The sequence below is a fragment of the Gemmatimonadaceae bacterium genome, from assembly GCA_035606695.1.
Classification (GTDB): Bacteria; Gemmatimonadota; Gemmatimonadetes; order Gemmatimonadales; family Gemmatimonadaceae; genus JAQBQB01.
Genome location: DATNEW010000044.1, coordinates 42,338 through 59,660 on the forward strand (window position 1 = coordinate 42,338; position 17,323 = coordinate 59,660).

The window sequence follows — 17,323 nt, forward strand, 5'->3', positions numbered from 1 at the left end:
GCGATAACTTCCCTCGCATGAACACAGCCTTCCTCGGCCTGGGCGCCATCGGGCGCCCGATGGCCGCACGCATCGCCGCGGCCGGTATGCCGCTCGCGGTCTGGAATCGCACGGCCGAGCGCGCCGAATCGTTCGCGACCGAGCACCGCGCGCGGCACGCGAAGTCGCCGGCCGACGCCGCGCGCGACGCCCAAGTCATCGTCATCTGCCTGTCGACGTCGCCCGACGTCTATTCGCTGCTCGACGGCGACGAAGGATTGCTCGCCGGCATCGAGCGCGGCGCGATCGTCGTCGATTGCACGTCGGGCGATCCGGGCACGTCGCGCAAGATCGCCGCGAGACTCGCCGAAAAAGGCGCCGACTTTCTCGACGCCCCGGTGAGCGGTGGCGTGAGCGGTGCGGAAAAGGGAATCCTCACCGTGATGGTTGGCGGCGATGCCGCCGTGCTCGACCGCGCTCGGCCAGTCATCGCGACGTTCGGTCAAAAAATTGTTCACTGCGGCGACATCGGCGCGGGCGACACCGTGAAGGCGGTGAACCAGGCCTTCCTCGCCATTCATCTCCTGTCGGCGGCCGAAGGGCTGGCGACGCTCGTGAAAGAAGGCGTGGATCCCGCGAAGGCGCTCGAAGTGATCAACGCCTCGAGCGGCCGATCGAACTCGTCGATGAATCTCATTCCCGAGCGCGTCCTCACGCGCGCCTTTCCGCGGACGTTTCGACTTGCGCTGCTCGAAAAGGACATCGGCATCGCCGCGGGATTGGCGCGCGACAATCGCGTACCCGCGCCGGTCACGCAACTCACGGCGGACGTGTTTCGCATCGCGCGCGGCGAGCTCGGTGAGCTCGCCGACCACGTGGAGATCGTGAAGCTCATCGAGCAGTGGGCAGGAGTGGAGATTCAATGACCGCGACCGCGCGCGATACGACGGCGCACGTCGCGAGCGTCGCCGAGATTCGCTCACGCTTTCCCGCGCTCGAACGAATGCACAACGGGCATCCCGTCGCGTACTTCGACGGGCCGGGTGGAACACAGGTGCCGCGCGACGTCGTCGACGCGATGGCGGAGTATCTCTATCACCACAACGCGAACACGCACTGGAAGTATCCGACGAGCGAAGAGACCGACGCGCTGCTCGCCGAGGCGCGGCAGGCGATGGCCGACTTCGTGAACGGCCGCGCCGACGAGATCGCGTTTGGACAGAACATGACGACGCTCACGTTCCATCTCGCGCGCGCGTTCGGCAGCGAGTGGGGCAAGGGCGACGAGATCGTCATCACGGAGATCGATCACCACGGCAACGTCGCGCCGTGGACGTGGCTCGAGAAGGAGCGCGGCGTCACGGTGCGCATGGTGCGCCTCAATACCGAGCGCGGGTGTCTCGATTGGAGCGATCTCGAGAAGGCGATCACGCCGCGCACCAAGCTGCTCGCGATCAACGCGGCATCGAACGCGCTCGGCACCATCACCGACGTCGCGAAAGCCGGTGCGCTCGCGCATGTCGTCGGCGCCAAGGTCTTCGTCGATGCGGTGCATTACTCGCCGCACGTCCTGGTCGACGTCCAGCAACTCGGCTGCGATTTCCTCGGCTGCTCGGCATACAAGTTCTATGGGCCGCACATCGGCATGCTGTGGGGCAAGAAGGATTTGATCGAGGCGCTGGACGCGCCGCGGTTGGATCCCGCGCCGCAGGATTCGCCCGAACGGCTGGAGACCGGAACGCAGAATCACGAAGGTATGGTCGGCGCGGCGGCGGCGGTCGATTTTCTGGCGTCGTTGGCCGGCGGCGAGATGAATCGGCGCGGCGCGCTGCGCCGCACGTTCGACACGCTGCACGCGCGCGGCGACTCGCTGCTCACGACGCTCTGGAATTCGCTCGCGGAGATCGACGGACTCACGTTGTACGGTCCGCCGCCGGGCACACCGCGCACGCCGACGCTGTCGTTCACGCTGCGCGCCTTCACGACCGACGACGTGGCGATCGCGCTCGCCAAGCGCGGCGTGTTCGTGTCGAACGGCGATTTCTATGCGGCGACGATCGTCGATCGCCTGGGCCTGCGCCCGCACGGGTTGGTGCGCGTCGGGTGCAGCTGCTACACGAGCGAGGATGAAGTCGGCCGGCTGATCGAGGGCCTGCGGGCGATCGCGGCCGGACGAACCTAGCGCGCGAACGATCGCCCGCTACTTCTTCCGCGACACCAGCGTTTTCTCCAGCGCCGGCATGTACACGTCGTAGATCGAGCCGGGGTTCCACATCACCCAGCCGTCGTAACCCGCGTCGTACACTGCCTGCTTTTCCGCCTTGAGCTGCTCCGGCCCGTATTCCGGCTTCCCGAGCGTGAAGGCCTGAAGCCAGGGACGGATGTGTTCAGGAGTTGTAATACCAATTCTCTTATCGCGCACCTTCGCCCGGTCGATCGCCCACTTGATCACCTTGTACGGCTCGGCGTTGGGATGCGGCACCCCCGGCACGTCGTCCGAGCGGTAGTGTGACGGGTAGACCATCGGCAGCACCACGTCGACGTTCGGCGAGATCTTCTCCCAGTCCTGACCAACTTCCAGCGGACCGGCGACCGTCGTCACCAGACCAAAGATGTCCGCCGTCACGCGCACGCCCAGCTTGTTCATGCGGGCCTTGGCTTCCTTGAGGTACGCGGCGAGTGCGTCCGGCTTCGACACGCCGCCGTTGTCGGGAAATACCTGCGGCGGAAGGCTCGGATATGGTTCAGGAAAGCGGATGTAATCGAACTGAATCTCGCCGAAGCCCATCTTCGCCAGCTCTTCGGCGACGCCGATGTTGTACGCCCACAGCTCGCGATGATAGGGATTCACCCACGCGATGCCTTTCTTGTCGCGCCAGATCGAGTTGTCCTTGCGGCGAATCGTCCACTCCGGATGGACGCGCGCCGTCACCGAATCCTTGAACACGACGATGCGCGCGATCGCCAGGATGTGATGGGCCTTGAGCGTGTCGAGCAGCGCGTGCAGGTCGCGCACCTTGTTCGCGGTGCCGGCGTTCTTCGCGAACTCGGGATTCTCGGTCTTGTAGTTCAACCCGAACTCGTCCTTCATGTCGATGACGAGCGCGTTGATCTCGGTTTCATCCGCGGCGGCGAGCAGCTTCGCCATGCGCTTCTTGCTTTGCGAAGCCCAGCGATTCACGTACAGCGCGCGCACGGTCGTCGGCGCGGACTGTTGTGCGACGAGCGGCGTGGTGACAACGAGAGCGATCGACGCGAGCAGCGAGAGAACGGCAAGTGAGCGGCGCATGCGCAGAATTCTAGCGTATATTTGCCCGCAATGAGGCTCGCTCCGCGTCGTTTGCTCGCCTGGGTTCCGCTCGCCGCGGCTGTCGCTGCCATCGCGTGCGCGCGGCCGCACGAGGTGTCACGCAATGCGGCTCCTCGCTCGGAGTTCCTCGTGAGCGGCGGCGATTCGACGTACTGGGTCACGACCGGGACAGAGGCGCGCGCGCACGTTCGCGGCGTTCCGCTCACACTCGCGCGCTACGAGGGCAAGTTCTTCGAGCTGTATGTCGCCGACGAGGATCTCTCGTACGACGACGCGCTCCTCTTGGGCGAGCGCGTTTTTCGCCGCGACCTCTCGACCGGCGACAGCTTGCTGGTGTTCGCCGACACGACGGTGCCGCGCATCGCGGAGGCGTACGGACGTGCGCACCCCGACGAGCGGCCGCTGGATCCGAACGAGGACGGCGAGGCCGATCCCAGCACCAGCGCAACGGCCGAGTTCGATATCCTCGAGGTGCTTGGGCCCTACGTGTCGTTCGAGTACCACGTCGACATCTCGCTTCCTCACGCGCGGCCGTTCCACACGACACGTCGCGGCGTGCTCGACCTGCGCACCGCGAAGACAGTGTCCGTCGCCGACATCGCCGGCGCATCCGCGGCGAGCCATCTCGAATCACTCGGCCGCGATTCCTATCAAACCACGCGCGATTCAATCATCGCCACGCGATCGACGTTGAGCGGCGAGGATCGCCGCGCGGCCGATGCACTGCTCCGCCTCTCGTTCGATCCCTCGAGCTTTACATTGACGTCGATGGATGGCGCGCCGGCGGTGCAATTCGCCGTGCCCGGCTCGGGCCGAGGCGCCGAGGGCGACGTCGTGCAACTCGATCCACTGAAGTTGGATGCGGAGCCCGCGTGGTGGCGCGAAGTGCGCCGGTCGCTGCCGGTCACCGACGACGAAGGTACCGATCGGTGGACCACGCCGGCCTATCGCGTGATCGCCCGCTATGACACCTCGGGCGAAGTCGCGCATCTGTCGCTCGCCGACACGTCGCGGCGTGAATGGCCGATCGGACCGATGTCGGGACCCGTGCATCGCATCGACTGGCTCGATCGTCCAGCGATCGGCGACACCGATCGCCGCGCCCTCGTGCGCGCATTCAACGCAGCCGCCGCGTACGATGAAACTGCCCGTGTCGCATCCTTTTCCTCGCCCATACGCCCATACGTCCATTCGCCCATACGCCCATCAAATGCGTCCTTCCAAAACCGTTCGCGAAAGCCAGCACGAAACGTCCGAGCTCATGATGCCGGAGCATGCCAACAACATGGGGCACGTGTTCGGCGGTGTCATTCTCTCGATGATGGACAAGTGCGCCGCTATCGCCGCGTTTCGGCACAGTCGCGCGGCGGTCGTCACGGCGTCGATCGACCGCGTCGACTTCCGCGAGCCGATTCACTTGGGCGACCTCGTGGTGATGAAGGCGAGCGTCAACTTCGCCGGGCGGTCGTCGATGGAAGTCGGCGTGCGCGTGGAAGCGGAGGAATTGCTCACCGGAAGGCGGCGGCACACTAACTCGTGCTATCTGACGTTCGTTGCCGTGGATCGAAATGGTCGTCCCATCGAAGTACCGGAGTTGAGGCCGGAAACTGACGATGAGCTGCGCCGGAATGGTGCGGCGCAAGAGCGTCGCCGGCGGCGGCTCGAGGAACGCCAGGCGGAGGATCTCCGCAAGCAGCGCCGCTCGACCGAAAGCCCCCGAACCGAGTAGCTTTGTCGTATGCAGTACTTCACCGTCGAGCAGGCCAACAAAACGCTTCCGTTGGTGCGGAAGATCGTCGAGGACGTCGTACAGCAGCACAAGCGCTGGCGTGAGACGATTCTCGAGCTCGACCTGGTGGCATCGACCGCGCGTGCCGACGAGCCGCGCGAACGCGCCGAAGAACTGGAACGTCAGGCGCTGGCGCTGGCGCGCGAGCTGGACGGTTATCAGCGCGAGCTCGAGGACCTTGGCATTCAGCTGAAGGACCGCCGGCTTGGGCTCGTGGACTATCCCAGCGAGATGGGCGGGCGCACGGTGCTGCTGTGTTGGCGTTTAGGTGAGCCCGAGGTCCAGTTCTGGCACGAAGTCGACGCGGGGTACGCGGGCAGGCAGCCGCTGTCGCCCGAGCTGGTCGGCTAACTCCTCCGTAGAAGACGTTCAAGACCGTACACGACCTCACACGGCACGTAAAAACAGACATGGCGAAGAACAGAGTCTGGCACTCGCCGGACGGTATCCAGTGGGTCGTCGACGTCGATCTTCCGGGATCGAGCAACGCGATGGTGATCTTCCGTCACCCCGGCGGATCGACGGGTCGCAAGGACAAGTACGCGTGGTACATCAGCAATGGGCCCGAGGCGCGCAGCGTGACGTCGCGCTTGAGCAAGTCGAAGGTGCTCGATGCATTGACTGATGAGGATATCGCGCGGCTGTTTCGGCGGGCGATGAATATTTCGCGACCGGATCCGTTGCTTCCGTCGCAGGCGTCCGACGGCTAGCACTACGGCCAGGTCCGACAAAATCTGACAAGATCCGTTGCGCCGCGCGCGGCACTCGCAGGGTGTCGCGGAGCAAACAGATCTTGTCAGATCTTGTTAGATCCGGTCGTTTTTAGTTTGTTAATTCGCCTGCGAAGCCAGATCTCGAAACGGAACCTCCACCTCGAGACCATCCTTCCCGACGACGGTCTCCGAAAAGACCCCGCACGCCTCTCGATACAAATCAGCGGCATCCCGGGAATAGCGCGCCGAGAAGTGCGTGAGGACGAGCCTCCGAACGCCGGCGTCGCGCGCGACTTGTGCCGCCTCGCGCGCCGTCGAATGACCCGTCTCCACCGCACGCTCGGCTTCTTCATCACCGAACGTTGCTTCATGAATGAGTAAGTCGGCGCCGCGTGCCGCGTCGATGGTTGCCTGGCATGGACGCGTATCGCCGGTAATTACGATAGTGCGGCCGGGGCGCTTGTCCCCAACCAGCACGCCCGGACTTATCACGCGGCCGTCGTCGAGTGTCACACTCTCGCCGCGGTGGATCTTGCCCCACAGCGGCCCCTCGGGAATTCCGAGCTCGCGCGCCATGTCCGGATTGAATCGGCCTTTGCGCTCCTCTTCAATGAGTGCATAGCCCAGCGACAGCGCGCCGCGGTGATCGACCGGAAACGCGGCGATCGCGTAGCCGTTGCGCGCGATCCGCGCATCCGGGTCGACTTCATTGATCGCGACGTTGAACGCCGGCCGCTCGAACCCGAATTCCAGCGCGCGTTTGAGCACCCGCGCCGAGCCGCGCGGTCCCCACAACCGCAGTGGCTCGACGCGGCCCTGGAGCGCCATCGTGCGCATCAAGCCGATGACACCCAGGAGGTGGTCCGCGTGCATGTGTGTGAAGAAGATGTCCTCGAGCGCGAACGAGATGCCGTAGCGCATCATCTGCCGCTGCGTGCCTTCGCCGCAATCGAACATCAGCGTCTCGCCTTCGCGATGCACGGCGAGCGACGACACGTTGCGCTCGACGGTCGGGCGCGACGCGGATGTTCCAAGCAAGCGAACACTCAATGACATAACAGCGGAATTCCGAGCGAAGGTGCGAGCGGAGCGAAGCGCCGCCGCGAGGAACCATCAGCAGAACACGAGCGCTCGCAGAATATAGCAGTCTCTTCGGTCTGCTTCTTGCGGCGGCCCACTGCATGCCGAACACGAAGCATCGCAGTAGCAAGAGTGGCAGCAAAAGTCGAAAGAACGCGAAGCGCGGCAATCGTCGCCCGAAGCCGCCGTTCAAGGCACAGCATCAGCCCCGTCCTGGGTTGGAGTCGCAGATCGATCCGAGCCCGCGTTTCGAGGCGCCGGACTACAAGGGAGCGGGGAAGCTCGATGGACGCGCCGCGCTGATCACCGGCGGCGACTCGGGCATCGGACGCGCCGTGGCCGTGCTGTTCGCGCGCGAAGGTGCCGACGTCGCGATCGTGTATCTGCCCGAAGAAGAGAGCGACGCCCAAGTGACCGAGAGCGCGGTCGTCGCGGAAGGACGCCGCTGTCTCCTCATTCCGGGCGACGTGCGTGATTCCCAATTCTGTGAAGATGCCGTGCAGGCGACGGTCGACGCCTTCGGGTTCATCGACATTCTCGTGAACAACGCGGCGTATCAGCATCATCAGGAGACGATCGAGGACCTGACCGACGAGCAGATCGATCGCACGTTCCGCACGAACATCTTCGGATACATGTACATGGCGCGCGCCGCGGTGCGGCACATGAAGCGTGGCAGCGCGATCGTGAATACGGGATCGATCACGGGCCTGCAGGGCAGCGGAGGCCTCCTCGACTACTCGGCGACCAAGGGCGCCATCCACGCGTTTACAAAATCGTTGGCGCAGAATCTCGTGGCCCAGGGCATTCGTGTGAACGCGGTGGCGCCGGGGCCCATCTGGACGCCGCTCAATGTGGCGGACAAGCCGGCAAAGAAAGCGGCCAGGCACGGAGAAGCGGTGCCAATGAAGCGGCCCGGCCAGCCCGAGGAGGTGGCTCCGGCGTACGTGTTCTTCGCGTCGAACGTGGATTCGAGCTACATCACCGGCGAGGTACTGACCTTGCTAGGTGGAGAGACGACTGCGGCGTAGCGCTGGGAGTTGAGCGCTGGACGCTGGGCGTGGACTGTAACAACTACGAAGTTGCCCATCGTCCAACACCCATCGTCCATCGCACGACGGCAAGCAGTTTGCATTTGATTTGCTCGCAATGGCCCGGGGGGGCCTGGAGCACACGGCGTCGGACCCGAACGCACGTGCGGGACTGTACGTCCACGATCGGTTAGATCGGTTTAGCCAATTTTTAGGAGGAGCAGGATGCCGAATAGACCGGGCAACGACGATCGCATCACGGCGGGCGGGATCGGATCGAACGGTGGAAGCGCGAACAGCTCGCAGAACGGCAACTCGCGCTCGCGCAGCAATCGCGGTTTCGCGTCGATGGATCGCGAAAAACAGCGGGAGATCGCCAGCAAGGGCGGTCGCGCCGCTCACGCCAAAGGCACGGCGCACGAATTCGACTCGGGCGAAGCGCGCGAGGCGGGACGCAAGGGCGGCATGGCGGTGAGCCGCAACCGCGAACACATGGCCGCGATCGGCCGTCGCGGCGGTGAAGCGCGCGGACAGGCGCGGACTCGCACCACGTCGCAGGTGAATTCCGGCGGCGCGGGCAGCAACGCGGAGGGCGGATTCCAGAACTCGCGTGCGGGATCGAACGGGGCGGATCGCCAGGTCGCGATCGACACCAACAGCGACGGCGTCACGGGCAACACCCAGGGCACCCGCGGTGGAAACAGCTCACTCGGCGGCGAGCGCCGGACGAACGTCGGCGGCAATGAAGCCAGCAGCGGCAGTGAGACGTTCGGAAATCACTAATCTCGGCGTTCGTTAGTCGGGCAGCGCACAACCAGCAGAAGGGGAGCCGCGGCGTGCCGCGGGCTCCCTTTTGTTATGGGCGTATGGGCGTATGGGCGGCAACGACATAAAGGGCGATGAAATCTCTCCGTCGCCCTTCGCAGTTTTCGCCCATACGGCCATGCGCCTATACGCCTATACGCCCGCCTTTAGCAATTTCTCATGCCTCCCCGCATCGATATTGCCGCCGCTGATCACCACAACCGCCGGCCCCTCGATCGCCTTCACGTACCCGCCCCGCACCGCCGCCGCCGCGCACGCACCCGCGCCCTCGACCCGCTGCTCGTGCGTCCGCCACAGCCACGCGATCGTGTCGCCGATCTCCGCCTCGCTCACCGTCGCCATGTCGTCGAGCCCGTGCCGGCCGATGTCGAACGCCTCGTCGTCGATCTGACCCGCCAGCCCATCGGCGAGTGTCGGCAGATTGTCGATCTCGATCAAGCGTCCCGCGGCGAGTGACTTCGCCATCGCCGCCGTGTTCTCGCTCTGCGCGCCGACGATCCGCACGCTCGGCGACACGGCCCGCACGAGACTCGCGCATCCGCCGAGCAGCCCGCCGCCGCCGACGTTGAGAACGAGCGTCGCGAGGTCGGGCAGCTCGCCCAGGATCTCGAGCGCCACGGTGCCCTGACCAGCAAGCAGCATTTCGCCGAGGCAGGGATTGATGAACGTCGCCCCATGCTCGCGCGCGAATGCCTTGGCCGCGTCCATCGCCGCGTCGTAATGCGGCTGCGTCGTATCGAGCGTGGCGCCGAGTGCGGCGATGCCGTCGCGTTTCACTTGCGGGGCGTTGGTCGGCACGAAGATCGTGGCCGCCGTGCCAAAGTGCTTGGCCGCGTACGCGACCCCCAAGCCGTGATTGCCCGCTGATGATGCGACGACTCCGCGCTTCCGCTGCTCGGGCGTGAGCGTCGCGAGCACGTTGAGCGCGCCGCGCAGCTTGAACGATCCGGTGGTCTGCTGATTCTCGAGCTTCAGGTAGACGTCGGCGCCGGCGATCGCACTCAGTGGTGCGCTTCGAATGAGCGCCGTTCGCGTGATGAACGGCCGGATGCGATCGGCGGCGGCGATGACGTCGGCGGGGCGGAGGTCGGCGAACATGAGTCGAAACTAAAGTGATTCGGGAACCGTTGTTACCTTCAGACGGGTTGGCAGTCTTCTTGACGCAAGCCACGCCGCGCTCTAGATTTAGCTTGTCGGGAGCGGCCCCGCTTTGCGGGGCTTTTTCCATGACGGGACCCAGAGAAAGGGGCTGTAGCTCAGCTGGGAGAGCGCTGCAATCGCACTGCAGAGGTCACCGGTTCGATCCCGGTCAGCTCCATTAGACGCATAGAAATTCGTGGAATGTCTCCGACTTCCACCGGCATGCTTCTCGCCTTTTTGAAGTTTTGCCCGCCGCCGCTCGGTAGGACGCAGAGTTCCAATGACGGTGAGCGAGGCAGCTTCGGCGAGGGCCTCTGCCTCAAGCGACAGCACGCCGCAACAAAGCCGATCACGCCGCGAGCTTCACGCTTCGCGGCGTTTTTGCTGTTCGGTAGTGCGACGTGCCGAGCCTGCGATCAGCGCCGCAGCGCGATCAAGTCGTTCTGGAGCGCCACGAAGCCGTCGTGGAGGAAGCGGTGCTCGTCGAGCTCCACGCGGTCGTCGATGTCGCCCACCGCGTGCGAGGCGAGCGATCCGATGAATCGCATGATCGAGCTTTCCTGCACGTCGAGCCGCGCCGAGCGCTCGAAGATCGACTGCGCGCCAGACGTATTAGAGGTACTCGACGTACTACCGCTGTCGCGGATCGCGAGGCGAATCATCGCGCCCGGTGCCTCGAACGGCCGGCGGAGCGGCGAGCGGATGAGCCGCTCCGTGATGAGCGGCAGGTTCCAGTCCGGTTCGCGCTGCGCGAGCACCGTCCACGCCCGATCGTGGGCGTTATTAGACGTGGTATTAGAGATCACGAAATCCGTGATCAGGTTGTGAAACCCGACGGTGAACATCTTGACCTTGAGCGTCAAGTCGGCGTTGAGCACGAGGGTATCGCTCCACGGCTTCGGCGGTCCGAGCAGGGACACGAGCTTGCCCTGCTGCACGCGATAGCGAATCGTCATCGCGCGGTCGCGCCCCGTCACTTCGAACACCGCGCCGCCGGTCCGCTCGGCAAGCAGAAAGTGGTACTTCGCGGGGCCCAGATATTTGTCGAGATATCCGGCGAGCCCGGGATATGATGCGCGCATGAGCTCAGGATGAAAGCCGATGGTCATGCTCACGGCGGTGCTGCCCGATCCACCTGAAATCGTGCGGAGTGAGTCGAGTGAGAATCCCTTGCCGAACGACGCCATGGCGCGCGGGAATGCGGCGCGATAGTCGTCGCGCAGCGCACGCTCGTCACGATTCTGCGCGCTCGCGAACAATGCAGTGAACACGTCGCTCACGTCCTGGGCGGTGATCGTACCGATCGCCATGTCGACGCGCGTCTGCCACCGATAGATGCTCGGCTCGAGTCGATCGAGCGTGATCGTGTGACGCGTGTCGCCGAGTCGTGACGCGGGGGTGAGTGATGGACGTTGGTCGAGGCGATAGCGCCCGTCGACCAACCCGCCTTGGACGAACACTTCGCGCCGCGTGGGCGTCGGCCGCGCGTCCCAGACTGAGGTGTCGTCGAACACGCGCGAGGGCACGAGGGCGCCGCTCGCGAGCTTGAGGCGCGTGGTCTTGTATCGGGGTGAGAAGTCGTTCGGGGAGAAGCGCGTCGCGCCCGCATCGAACATCTGCTCGGCTCGCGCGCCGACTATGGTTGGGCCCGCCGATCCGGCGCGAAACGTCTCGGCGCACGCGGCGATTCCCGCGATCAGCAGGGCAGCGGCGAGGGGGCCAGCGAGCCGGGCTGATGCGTGGGTGCGCGAGGCGCGCAAATGATGATGTGTGATTGGGTTACCGACTGAGTGGCGCGGTGTGCCGGGCGGTGCCGGGGATTGATCGAGGGTGCTAATTGAAATATATTCAAAGGGTTGCGGGAAACCGTGACGCGTTGCGCATTTCGGGTGGTTTGGGATGTTCGGTGGGTCGGAATGCGCGGAAAAACTGCCCCTTGGTGTAACTGGCAACACGCCTGACTCTGGATCAGGAGAGTCCTGGTTCGATCCCAGGAGGGGCAATTGATAGCCAGACAATCACTTAGCTGATTGTCTGGCTTTATCATTTCTGAGGATCTTGCGCGGCTGGGAAGCGCTTGGGAAGCGTTGACGATTGATTCGTCTCGAGTTGTCAGTCGTCGAAGCGACGCCGCGATAACGAGTGCTATCTCGTTGATGCCCGCCGACTTGCTAGTCGAGTTCGCCCCCTCGATGTTTTCGCATCAAGGTCGTACTGTCAAAGCGGCGGCCGAGCCAAATGAACAGAAGGGGGATCAGAGTGCCGGACCATCTCGTTGACGCGGCAATAGTCGAGACCGCGGAAGCACAGATCGTCGAGGAATCGAAACGGATTGAGTTCTATTTGACCGAGTACTCCGTCGAACTACTCGCCTCTAAAATGCGGAACGGCGATTTTGTCGTGCCCGCGTATCAGCGCGAGTTCACGTGGGAGGATCAACGCAAGTCCCGGTTTCTGGAGTCACTGATTATGGGACTTCCGATTCCATTCCTCTTTTTCTGGGAAAGCCCTGAAACGGGAAAGCTAGAGGTCGTCGACGGATCGCAGCGACTGCGCACGATCGAGGAATTTGTATTGGGCGATTTCTGTCTCGGAGAACTCGAGCAGCTTTCCCTCACGTCAGGCTTGCGGTTCGCCGATCTGCCGGAATCACGTCAAAGGAAGATCAAGAATCGCTCAATTCGGGGAATCGTGCTCAATGAGCACGCTGACGAACAATCTCGGTTTGACTTGTTCGACCGCATCAACACCGGAAGCAAGGCCGCGAACAAAGCTGAGGTGCGCCGCGGCGCTTTGGGCGGCCCCTTCTTGAACCTGGTTATCGAACTAGCGCAGTACCCGGCCTTTACCGAGCTAGCGCCTGTCTCAGAAAAACAGGAAAAGGAGCGAGAGAGAGAAGAACTGGTTACGCGTTTCTTTGCGTACAGCGACGGTCTGGCGGGATATAAAGACCGAGTCTCGCCGTTCTTGTACGCGTACTCGAAAAAGATGAACGCGGAATTCGAAGCAAATCCCCCGCTGGCGGAACAATATCGTCAGCGATTCATCTCGACTCTTGAGTTCGTAGCCAAGAAATTCCCATACGGATTTAGAAGACGGCCAAATGGTACAGCAACTCCACGCGCTCGTTTTGAGGCGATCGCGATCGGAAGCTATTTGGCTCTATTGGCGCGACCTGCCCTAACGGACGCGCCGATTGATGTCACCAGCTGGATAAATGACCCGGCGTTCCTCAGTGTGACCGGCTCGGACGGAGCAAATGCTATCGCGCGGCTTCAAGGGCGCATGCACTACGTGCGCGACAGACTCCTCGGGGCTGTGCAATGAACGAGCTCGGCGCCGCGTTTGAAGAGCGTCTCCAGGAGATTCAGACATACTTAGACCTGCTCGAAGGCGTCGAAAAGCAGGTGCAAGATGGTCCTCCTCGCCTCGGTGAGAACGGGCTGACCATAAGCGCTCAACAGCAGAGAATACTGTATTCGAGCGTCTATTTGCAGCTCTACAATCTGGTTGAAGCGACTATCACCAGATGCATTGACCAGCTTTCGAAGGCTGTTGCGGGCGACGGGCGCTGGTTCCCGTTGGATCTTTCCGATGCACTGAGGCGCGAGTGGGTGCGCTTTACAGCCCGCACTCACGTTGAGCAGAGTTCTGACAAGCGGCTCGATTCTGCGTTGGCCCTGTTCAACCAGGTTGCCGAGCGACGGCCGGTTTCTCGTTTGCACATCGTGAAAACGAGTGCTGGAAACTGGGACGACCACGCGATCGACGAGTTGGCTGAGCGGCTCGGACTCCCCCTGCGCATTCCTGACGAAACGGCCAATTCAGTTAAGCGGCATTATAAGAACGATCAAGGCCCTCTAAAATTCATCAAAGTCACCCGGAACGATCTCGCGCACGGAATTCTATCCTTCGCGGAGTGTGGAGAAGGTGTCACGGTCGCCGAGCTTCGCGACCTGACCCAAAAGACCAGCGTCTATCTCCGAGCTGTACTGTCGTCCTTTCAAAGGTCAATCGAGGCGCACGAATTTCTCGTACCCGATCGGCGACCCGACGAGAGGGGAGCATGAGGACAGCGCGCAGCCGGGCACGAGCTGCAGAGATTGCTGCAGTGGATTTGTTCTGCGGAGCCGGTGGCCTTACTCACGGGCTCCTTCGTGCGGGCGTACGCGTTGTTGCGGGTATCGACCTGGACCCCCACTGCAAGTTCCCATTTGTAACTAACAATGCAGCGAACTTTCTGGAGGGAAACGTTCGTGAGCTGTCGGGAGCGGACCTGGAGAAGCTGTGGGGAAATGCGAGTACCAGATTGCTCGCCGGCTGTGCTCCCTGTCAGCCCTTTTCCACATATAGTCGAAAAGGCAGAAAGGTTCGAGAGGACGAGAAGTGGGATCTTGTAGCCGACTTTGGACGTCTTGTCAGAGAGTCAAAGCCAGAACTCGTCACCATCGAGAACGTACCTCAATTGGCCGACCACGCGGTCTTCAAGGACTTCCTTCGATCACTTGATGGCTACTCAATCTGGTGGCGAAGTCTAGAGTGTAGTGAACTCCGTATTCCACAAACTCGAAAGCGCTTAGTGTTGCTGGCTTCTCGTCTCGGGCCAATTCAGCTTTCAGCCCTAGACTTGGCGGGTGGTCACATGACCGTCAGAGGCGCTATTGCGCACCTTCCGGCTTTGGCGGCCGGTGAAACCAATGCAAAAGATCGTCTTCATACAGCGTCTGCTCTGAGCCCGCTCAATTTGCGACGCATACGAGCGTCAAAGCCCGGCGGCACTTGGCGCGATTGGGAAAAGTCGCTGGTCGCGAAGTGTCACCGCAAAGAGACTGGCGAGACTTACCCGAGCGTCTACGGTCGGATGGAGTGGGACGCCCCGGCCCCGACGATCACGACTCAGTGCTTCGGGTTTGGGAACGGACGGTTCGGTCATCCGGAGCAAGACAGAGCAATCTCGCTAAGGGAAGCGGCAATTCTCCAAACATTCCCCGATGACTATCAATTCGTCCGAGCCGAGGAGACTGTCAGCTTCAATCGCCTGGGTCGGCTAATCGGGAACGCCGTGCCCGTCAGGTTGGGTGAAATTGTCGGGTGCAGTCTGATGCGCCATCTGAAAGACAACTCAACCGTACCTTCCCGCCGTCGTCACAGGATGACCCAGAGTAAGTCGAGGAAGGCGTGACAACGGCAAGCAGGACGAAAGGTGTAAATCGCTCTCGGTCAATTAGACGCCGATCGCCACCGTTTCCTCCCCGTCCTGGCGGTCGCCACGATCCACTCAGCGCGTCGCAACGGCGCGCTCTAATGCAATCCGTCAAACAGCGAGATACGCGCCCCGAAATCGTTCTTCGCCTGGCGCTGTGGAGCGCGGGGTTTCGCTACCGCATAAATCGACGGATAGGTCGTACAACGCCGGATCTCCTTTTCGTCGGCAAGCGTGTGGCGGTGTATGTCGACGGCTGTTTTTGGCACGGCTGTCCCAGGCACTATAGTGCTCCGAAGAACAACGCTTCGTTTTGGAAGAACAAGGTCGAAGAGAATCGCTTGCGAGATCATCGGGGAACAGCGGCCCTGGTGAGTGCTGGTTGGACAGTGCTAAGGTTCTGGTCTTGCCAGGTAATAGCAGATCTACCGACGGTCGTTCAATCCGTTGAATCGGCGCTCCAACGCGTGACGAAGGCTAGCGGCAGCTCTGTTTGATCCGCGATGGCGACTCGCGCCTTCAACGTCCAATTCGAACTTTCTAATCCAGACTTCGGAGATCATTAGACGCAGTTCGAATACAACCCTGTCCCTGTCTCGACGCTGCTGTGAGATGTCCGTAACGGGGAACTCGCACTACCAGAGTTCCAGCGCAGCTTTGTTTGGCGGCCACGTGACATCGCTGACTTGATGCGAACCGTGGTTCGTCGCTGGCCGGCTGGAAGTTTCTTGATGCTTGAAAACGTCGAGCAGCAACTACCGTGGAAGGAAATTCACGGCGCGCCGAAACCGGACGGGATGCCGCAGTGGCTCTTGTTGGATGGACAGCAGCGAATGACTGCTCTGTACCAAACCCTCACGGATAGCGCTGAGGAATCGTATTTCATTCATATGGACCGGCTTCTCGATAGTGATTTCGACGATGACTATTTGAGATTTGAGCGAAAATCGTCGTTCGTTCGGCGCTACCCGAGTCTCGCATCAACGGCTGCCGAGAAGATTGCGACCCTCAGCGTTATCGCCGATGAAGAGCGGTTCAGTCAGTGGATAAGTCACCTGCTCGAGGAGCTCAGATCGCTGATGTTCGCCATCAAGCGGGACAAGCTGCCAGGGCTAATTCACTATGATATTCCAATTGTTCGGTTGACACGTCGAGTGCCGCTTGCCGCCGTCGCAAAGGTCTTCGAAACCTTGAATCGAACTGGGATCAAACTCGGCACGTTCGATCTCATGATCGCGATGCTCTATCCGCACAACTTCAAGCTGCGCGATAAATGGGAAGCGGCGGCCGCGGAATATCCCGTCTTGCTGAAATACGGTGTTATGGGAATCGATGTGCTTCGCGTAATTGCTCTTCAGGAGCACATCCGGCCGATGCGGAATCTGCGCGAGACCACATCGCCGATAAACAGCAAGCGGCAAATCGTCAAAGTCAGCAACTCGTAGAAGGCTATGTCGCGGGTCTACATCGGTTGCCCGCACTGCGGGACGGACTTCTACATCTATACGCCAACCGAGTCGCCAAGCGATGCGCCGACTTTGCCGCTGTCCGTGAATTCAAGCTGGGACATGACAACGCTGGCCAGATCTTGTCAGACGTGGTCAGATTTTATCGTGATTCACATGTGACCACGACAGAATCTGACCACGTCCGACAACATCCCACTCTTGCCACTCTCTCCGCGATGACCATCCCTCGCACGACCGTGAAGGTCGACGACCGTCTCGGCAACGTCCTCTCGACGCTGATGCGCGAGCTGGCGCACGGCTCGCCCGATCCGCGCGCCGAGACGTCGATGCTCAATCGCGGCGACGAAGGATTGCTTCGCTCGCTGGAACAGCTATCCGCCGCCGAGGCGTCGAAAGCGAGCGACGGCGGCGCATCGATCGCCGCGCACGCCGATCACCTCCGCTACGGATACTCCATCCTCAACCGTTGGGCGAACGGCGAGGCCACGCCGTGGGCGACCGCGGATTGGACGCAAAGCTGGAACATCGTGGTCGCCGACGATGAACAATGGAAAGCGCTCGTCGCCGAGCTTCGCCGCGAGATCAACGACTGGCTCGACTCGCTGCGCACTCCGCGCGAGGTCGAGGATGCGGACGCGCTATGGCTGATCGGCAACATTGCACATCTCGCATACCACCTCGGCGCCATTCGGCAGATCGACCGCGCGACGCGCGGCCCCACGGCGGAAGACGAGCGGCGCGCCAAGATGATGTAACGCGCGTCACGGGTGACGGACGCCCGCGG

General features: G+C 62.3%; 15 protein-coding genes, 2 tRNA genes and 1 pseudogene. 13 read left to right on the forward strand and 5 right to left on the reverse strand.

Annotated elements, in window-relative coordinates; genetic code table 11:
- Positions 1-17: 17 nt before the first annotated feature.
- Both VN706_23915 and VN706_23920 read left to right on the forward strand, forming a co-directional pair.
- The gene (locus tag VN706_23915) at positions 18-905 is read left to right on the forward strand and encodes an NAD(P)-dependent oxidoreductase (protein ID HXT18695.1); all 888 of its coding nucleotides are present in this window, start codon (positions 18-20) and stop codon (positions 903-905) included.
- Positions 902-2,161 (forward strand): cysteine desulfurase-like protein, encoded by a 1,260-nt coding sequence (locus tag VN706_23920; GenBank protein ID HXT18696.1) that lies wholly within the window; start codon positions 902-904, stop codon positions 2,159-2,161. The genes VN706_23915 and VN706_23920 overlap by 4 nt, the downstream gene beginning before the upstream one ends.
- A gap of 18 nt (positions 2,162-2,179) precedes the next feature.
- Here the strand turns inward: VN706_23920 and VN706_23925 are convergent, their stop codons facing one another.
- Both VN706_23925 and VN706_23930 read right to left on the reverse strand, forming a co-directional pair.
- A complete protein-coding gene (locus VN706_23925; GenBank protein ID HXT18697.1) occupies positions 2,180-3,268 on the reverse strand; it encodes a putative glycoside hydrolase in 1,089 nt (362 codons plus the stop codon).
- 117 nt (positions 3,269-3,385) lie between these two features.
- Positions 3,386-3,913, reverse strand: a complete 528-nt coding sequence (locus VN706_23930; GenBank protein ID HXT18698.1) for a hypothetical protein — start codon at positions 3,911-3,913, stop codon at positions 3,386-3,388.
- 697 nt (positions 3,914-4,610) lie between these two features.
- Between VN706_23930 and VN706_23935 the strand changes: the two genes are divergently transcribed.
- The 3 genes from VN706_23935 to VN706_23945 are packed head-to-tail and all read left to right on the forward strand — an operon-like array spanning position 4,611 to position 5,788.
- The gene (locus VN706_23935) at positions 4,611-5,018 is read left to right on the forward strand and encodes an acyl-CoA thioesterase (GenBank protein HXT18699.1); all 408 of its coding nucleotides are present in this window, start codon (positions 4,611-4,613) and stop codon (positions 5,016-5,018) included.
- Positions 5,019-5,027: 9 nt separating this feature from the next.
- Positions 5,028-5,429, forward strand: coding sequence for a DUF2203 domain-containing protein (locus VN706_23940; GenBank protein HXT18700.1), 402 nt, complete (start codon positions 5,028-5,030; stop codon positions 5,427-5,429).
- Between the two features lie 59 nt (positions 5,430-5,488).
- Positions 5,489-5,788 (forward strand): hypothetical protein, encoded by a 300-nt coding sequence (locus tag VN706_23945; protein ID HXT18701.1) that lies wholly within the window; start codon positions 5,489-5,491, stop codon positions 5,786-5,788.
- A 120-nt stretch (positions 5,789-5,908) separates the two neighbouring features.
- On the opposite strand, the gene rnz is transcribed toward VN706_23945, so the two are convergent.
- The gene (gene rnz / locus VN706_23950) at positions 5,909-6,847 is read right to left on the reverse strand and encodes a ribonuclease Z (GenBank protein HXT18702.1); all 939 of its coding nucleotides are present in this window, start codon (positions 6,845-6,847) and stop codon (positions 5,909-5,911) included.
- A gap of 125 nt (positions 6,848-6,972) precedes the next feature.
- Here rnz and VN706_23955 point away from each other — a divergent pair, with 125 nt between their 5' ends.
- Together VN706_23955 and VN706_23960 are read left to right on the forward strand one after the other, a co-directional pair.
- Entirely contained in the window at positions 6,973-7,902 is a 930-nt protein-coding gene (locus VN706_23955) for an SDR family oxidoreductase (protein ID HXT18703.1), read from the forward strand.
- Between the two features lie 225 nt (positions 7,903-8,127).
- Positions 8,128-8,685, forward strand: coding sequence for a KGG domain-containing protein (locus VN706_23960; protein ID HXT18704.1), 558 nt, complete (start codon positions 8,128-8,130; stop codon positions 8,683-8,685).
- Between the two features lie 174 nt (positions 8,686-8,859).
- On the opposite strand, the gene VN706_23965 is transcribed toward VN706_23960, so the two are convergent.
- Positions 8,860-9,825, reverse strand: a complete 966-nt coding sequence (locus VN706_23965; protein HXT18705.1) for a threonine/serine dehydratase — start codon at positions 9,823-9,825, stop codon at positions 8,860-8,862.
- 147 nt (positions 9,826-9,972) lie between these two features.
- On the opposite strand from VN706_23965, the gene VN706_23970 reads away from it, so the two are divergent.
- A tRNA-Ala gene (locus tag VN706_23970) sits at positions 9,973-10,045 on the forward strand.
- A gap of 238 nt (positions 10,046-10,283) precedes the next feature.
- On the opposite strand, the gene VN706_23975 is transcribed toward VN706_23970, so the two are convergent.
- On the reverse strand, positions 10,284-11,627 hold the full coding sequence (locus tag VN706_23975) for a hypothetical protein (protein ID HXT18706.1): 1,344 nt from the start codon (positions 11,625-11,627) through the stop codon (positions 10,284-10,286).
- A gap of 170 nt (positions 11,628-11,797) precedes the next feature.
- Between VN706_23975 and VN706_23980 the strand changes: the two genes are divergently transcribed.
- The 5 genes and pseudogenes from VN706_23980 to VN706_24000 all read left to right on the forward strand — a co-directional run bounded on the left by VN706_23980 (position 11,798) and on the right by VN706_24000 (position 17,294).
- Positions 11,798-11,870: transfer RNA gene (locus tag VN706_23980), tRNA-Gln, on the forward strand.
- A 256-nt stretch (positions 11,871-12,126) separates the two neighbouring features.
- On the forward strand, positions 12,127-13,194 hold the full coding sequence (locus VN706_23985; GenBank protein ID HXT18707.1) for a DUF262 domain-containing protein: 1,068 nt from the start codon (positions 12,127-12,129) through the stop codon (positions 13,192-13,194).
- Complete coding sequence (locus VN706_23990) at positions 13,191-13,937, forward strand: MAE_28990/MAE_18760 family HEPN-like nuclease (protein HXT18708.1); 747 nt, start codon at positions 13,191-13,193, stop codon at positions 13,935-13,937. Before VN706_23985 ends, VN706_23990 begins: the two co-directional genes overlap by 4 nt.
- A gap of 1,768 nt (positions 13,938-15,705) precedes the next feature.
- Positions 15,706-16,515: pseudogene (locus tag VN706_23995) on the forward strand (DUF262 domain-containing protein).
- A 239-nt stretch (positions 16,516-16,754) separates the two neighbouring features.
- Positions 16,755-17,294 carry a hypothetical protein gene (locus tag VN706_24000; GenBank protein ID HXT18709.1) on the forward strand — a complete coding sequence of 180 codons (540 nt, stop codon included), beginning with the start codon at positions 16,755-16,757 and terminating at the stop codon, positions 17,292-17,294.
- Positions 17,295-17,323: the final 29 nt, after the last annotated feature.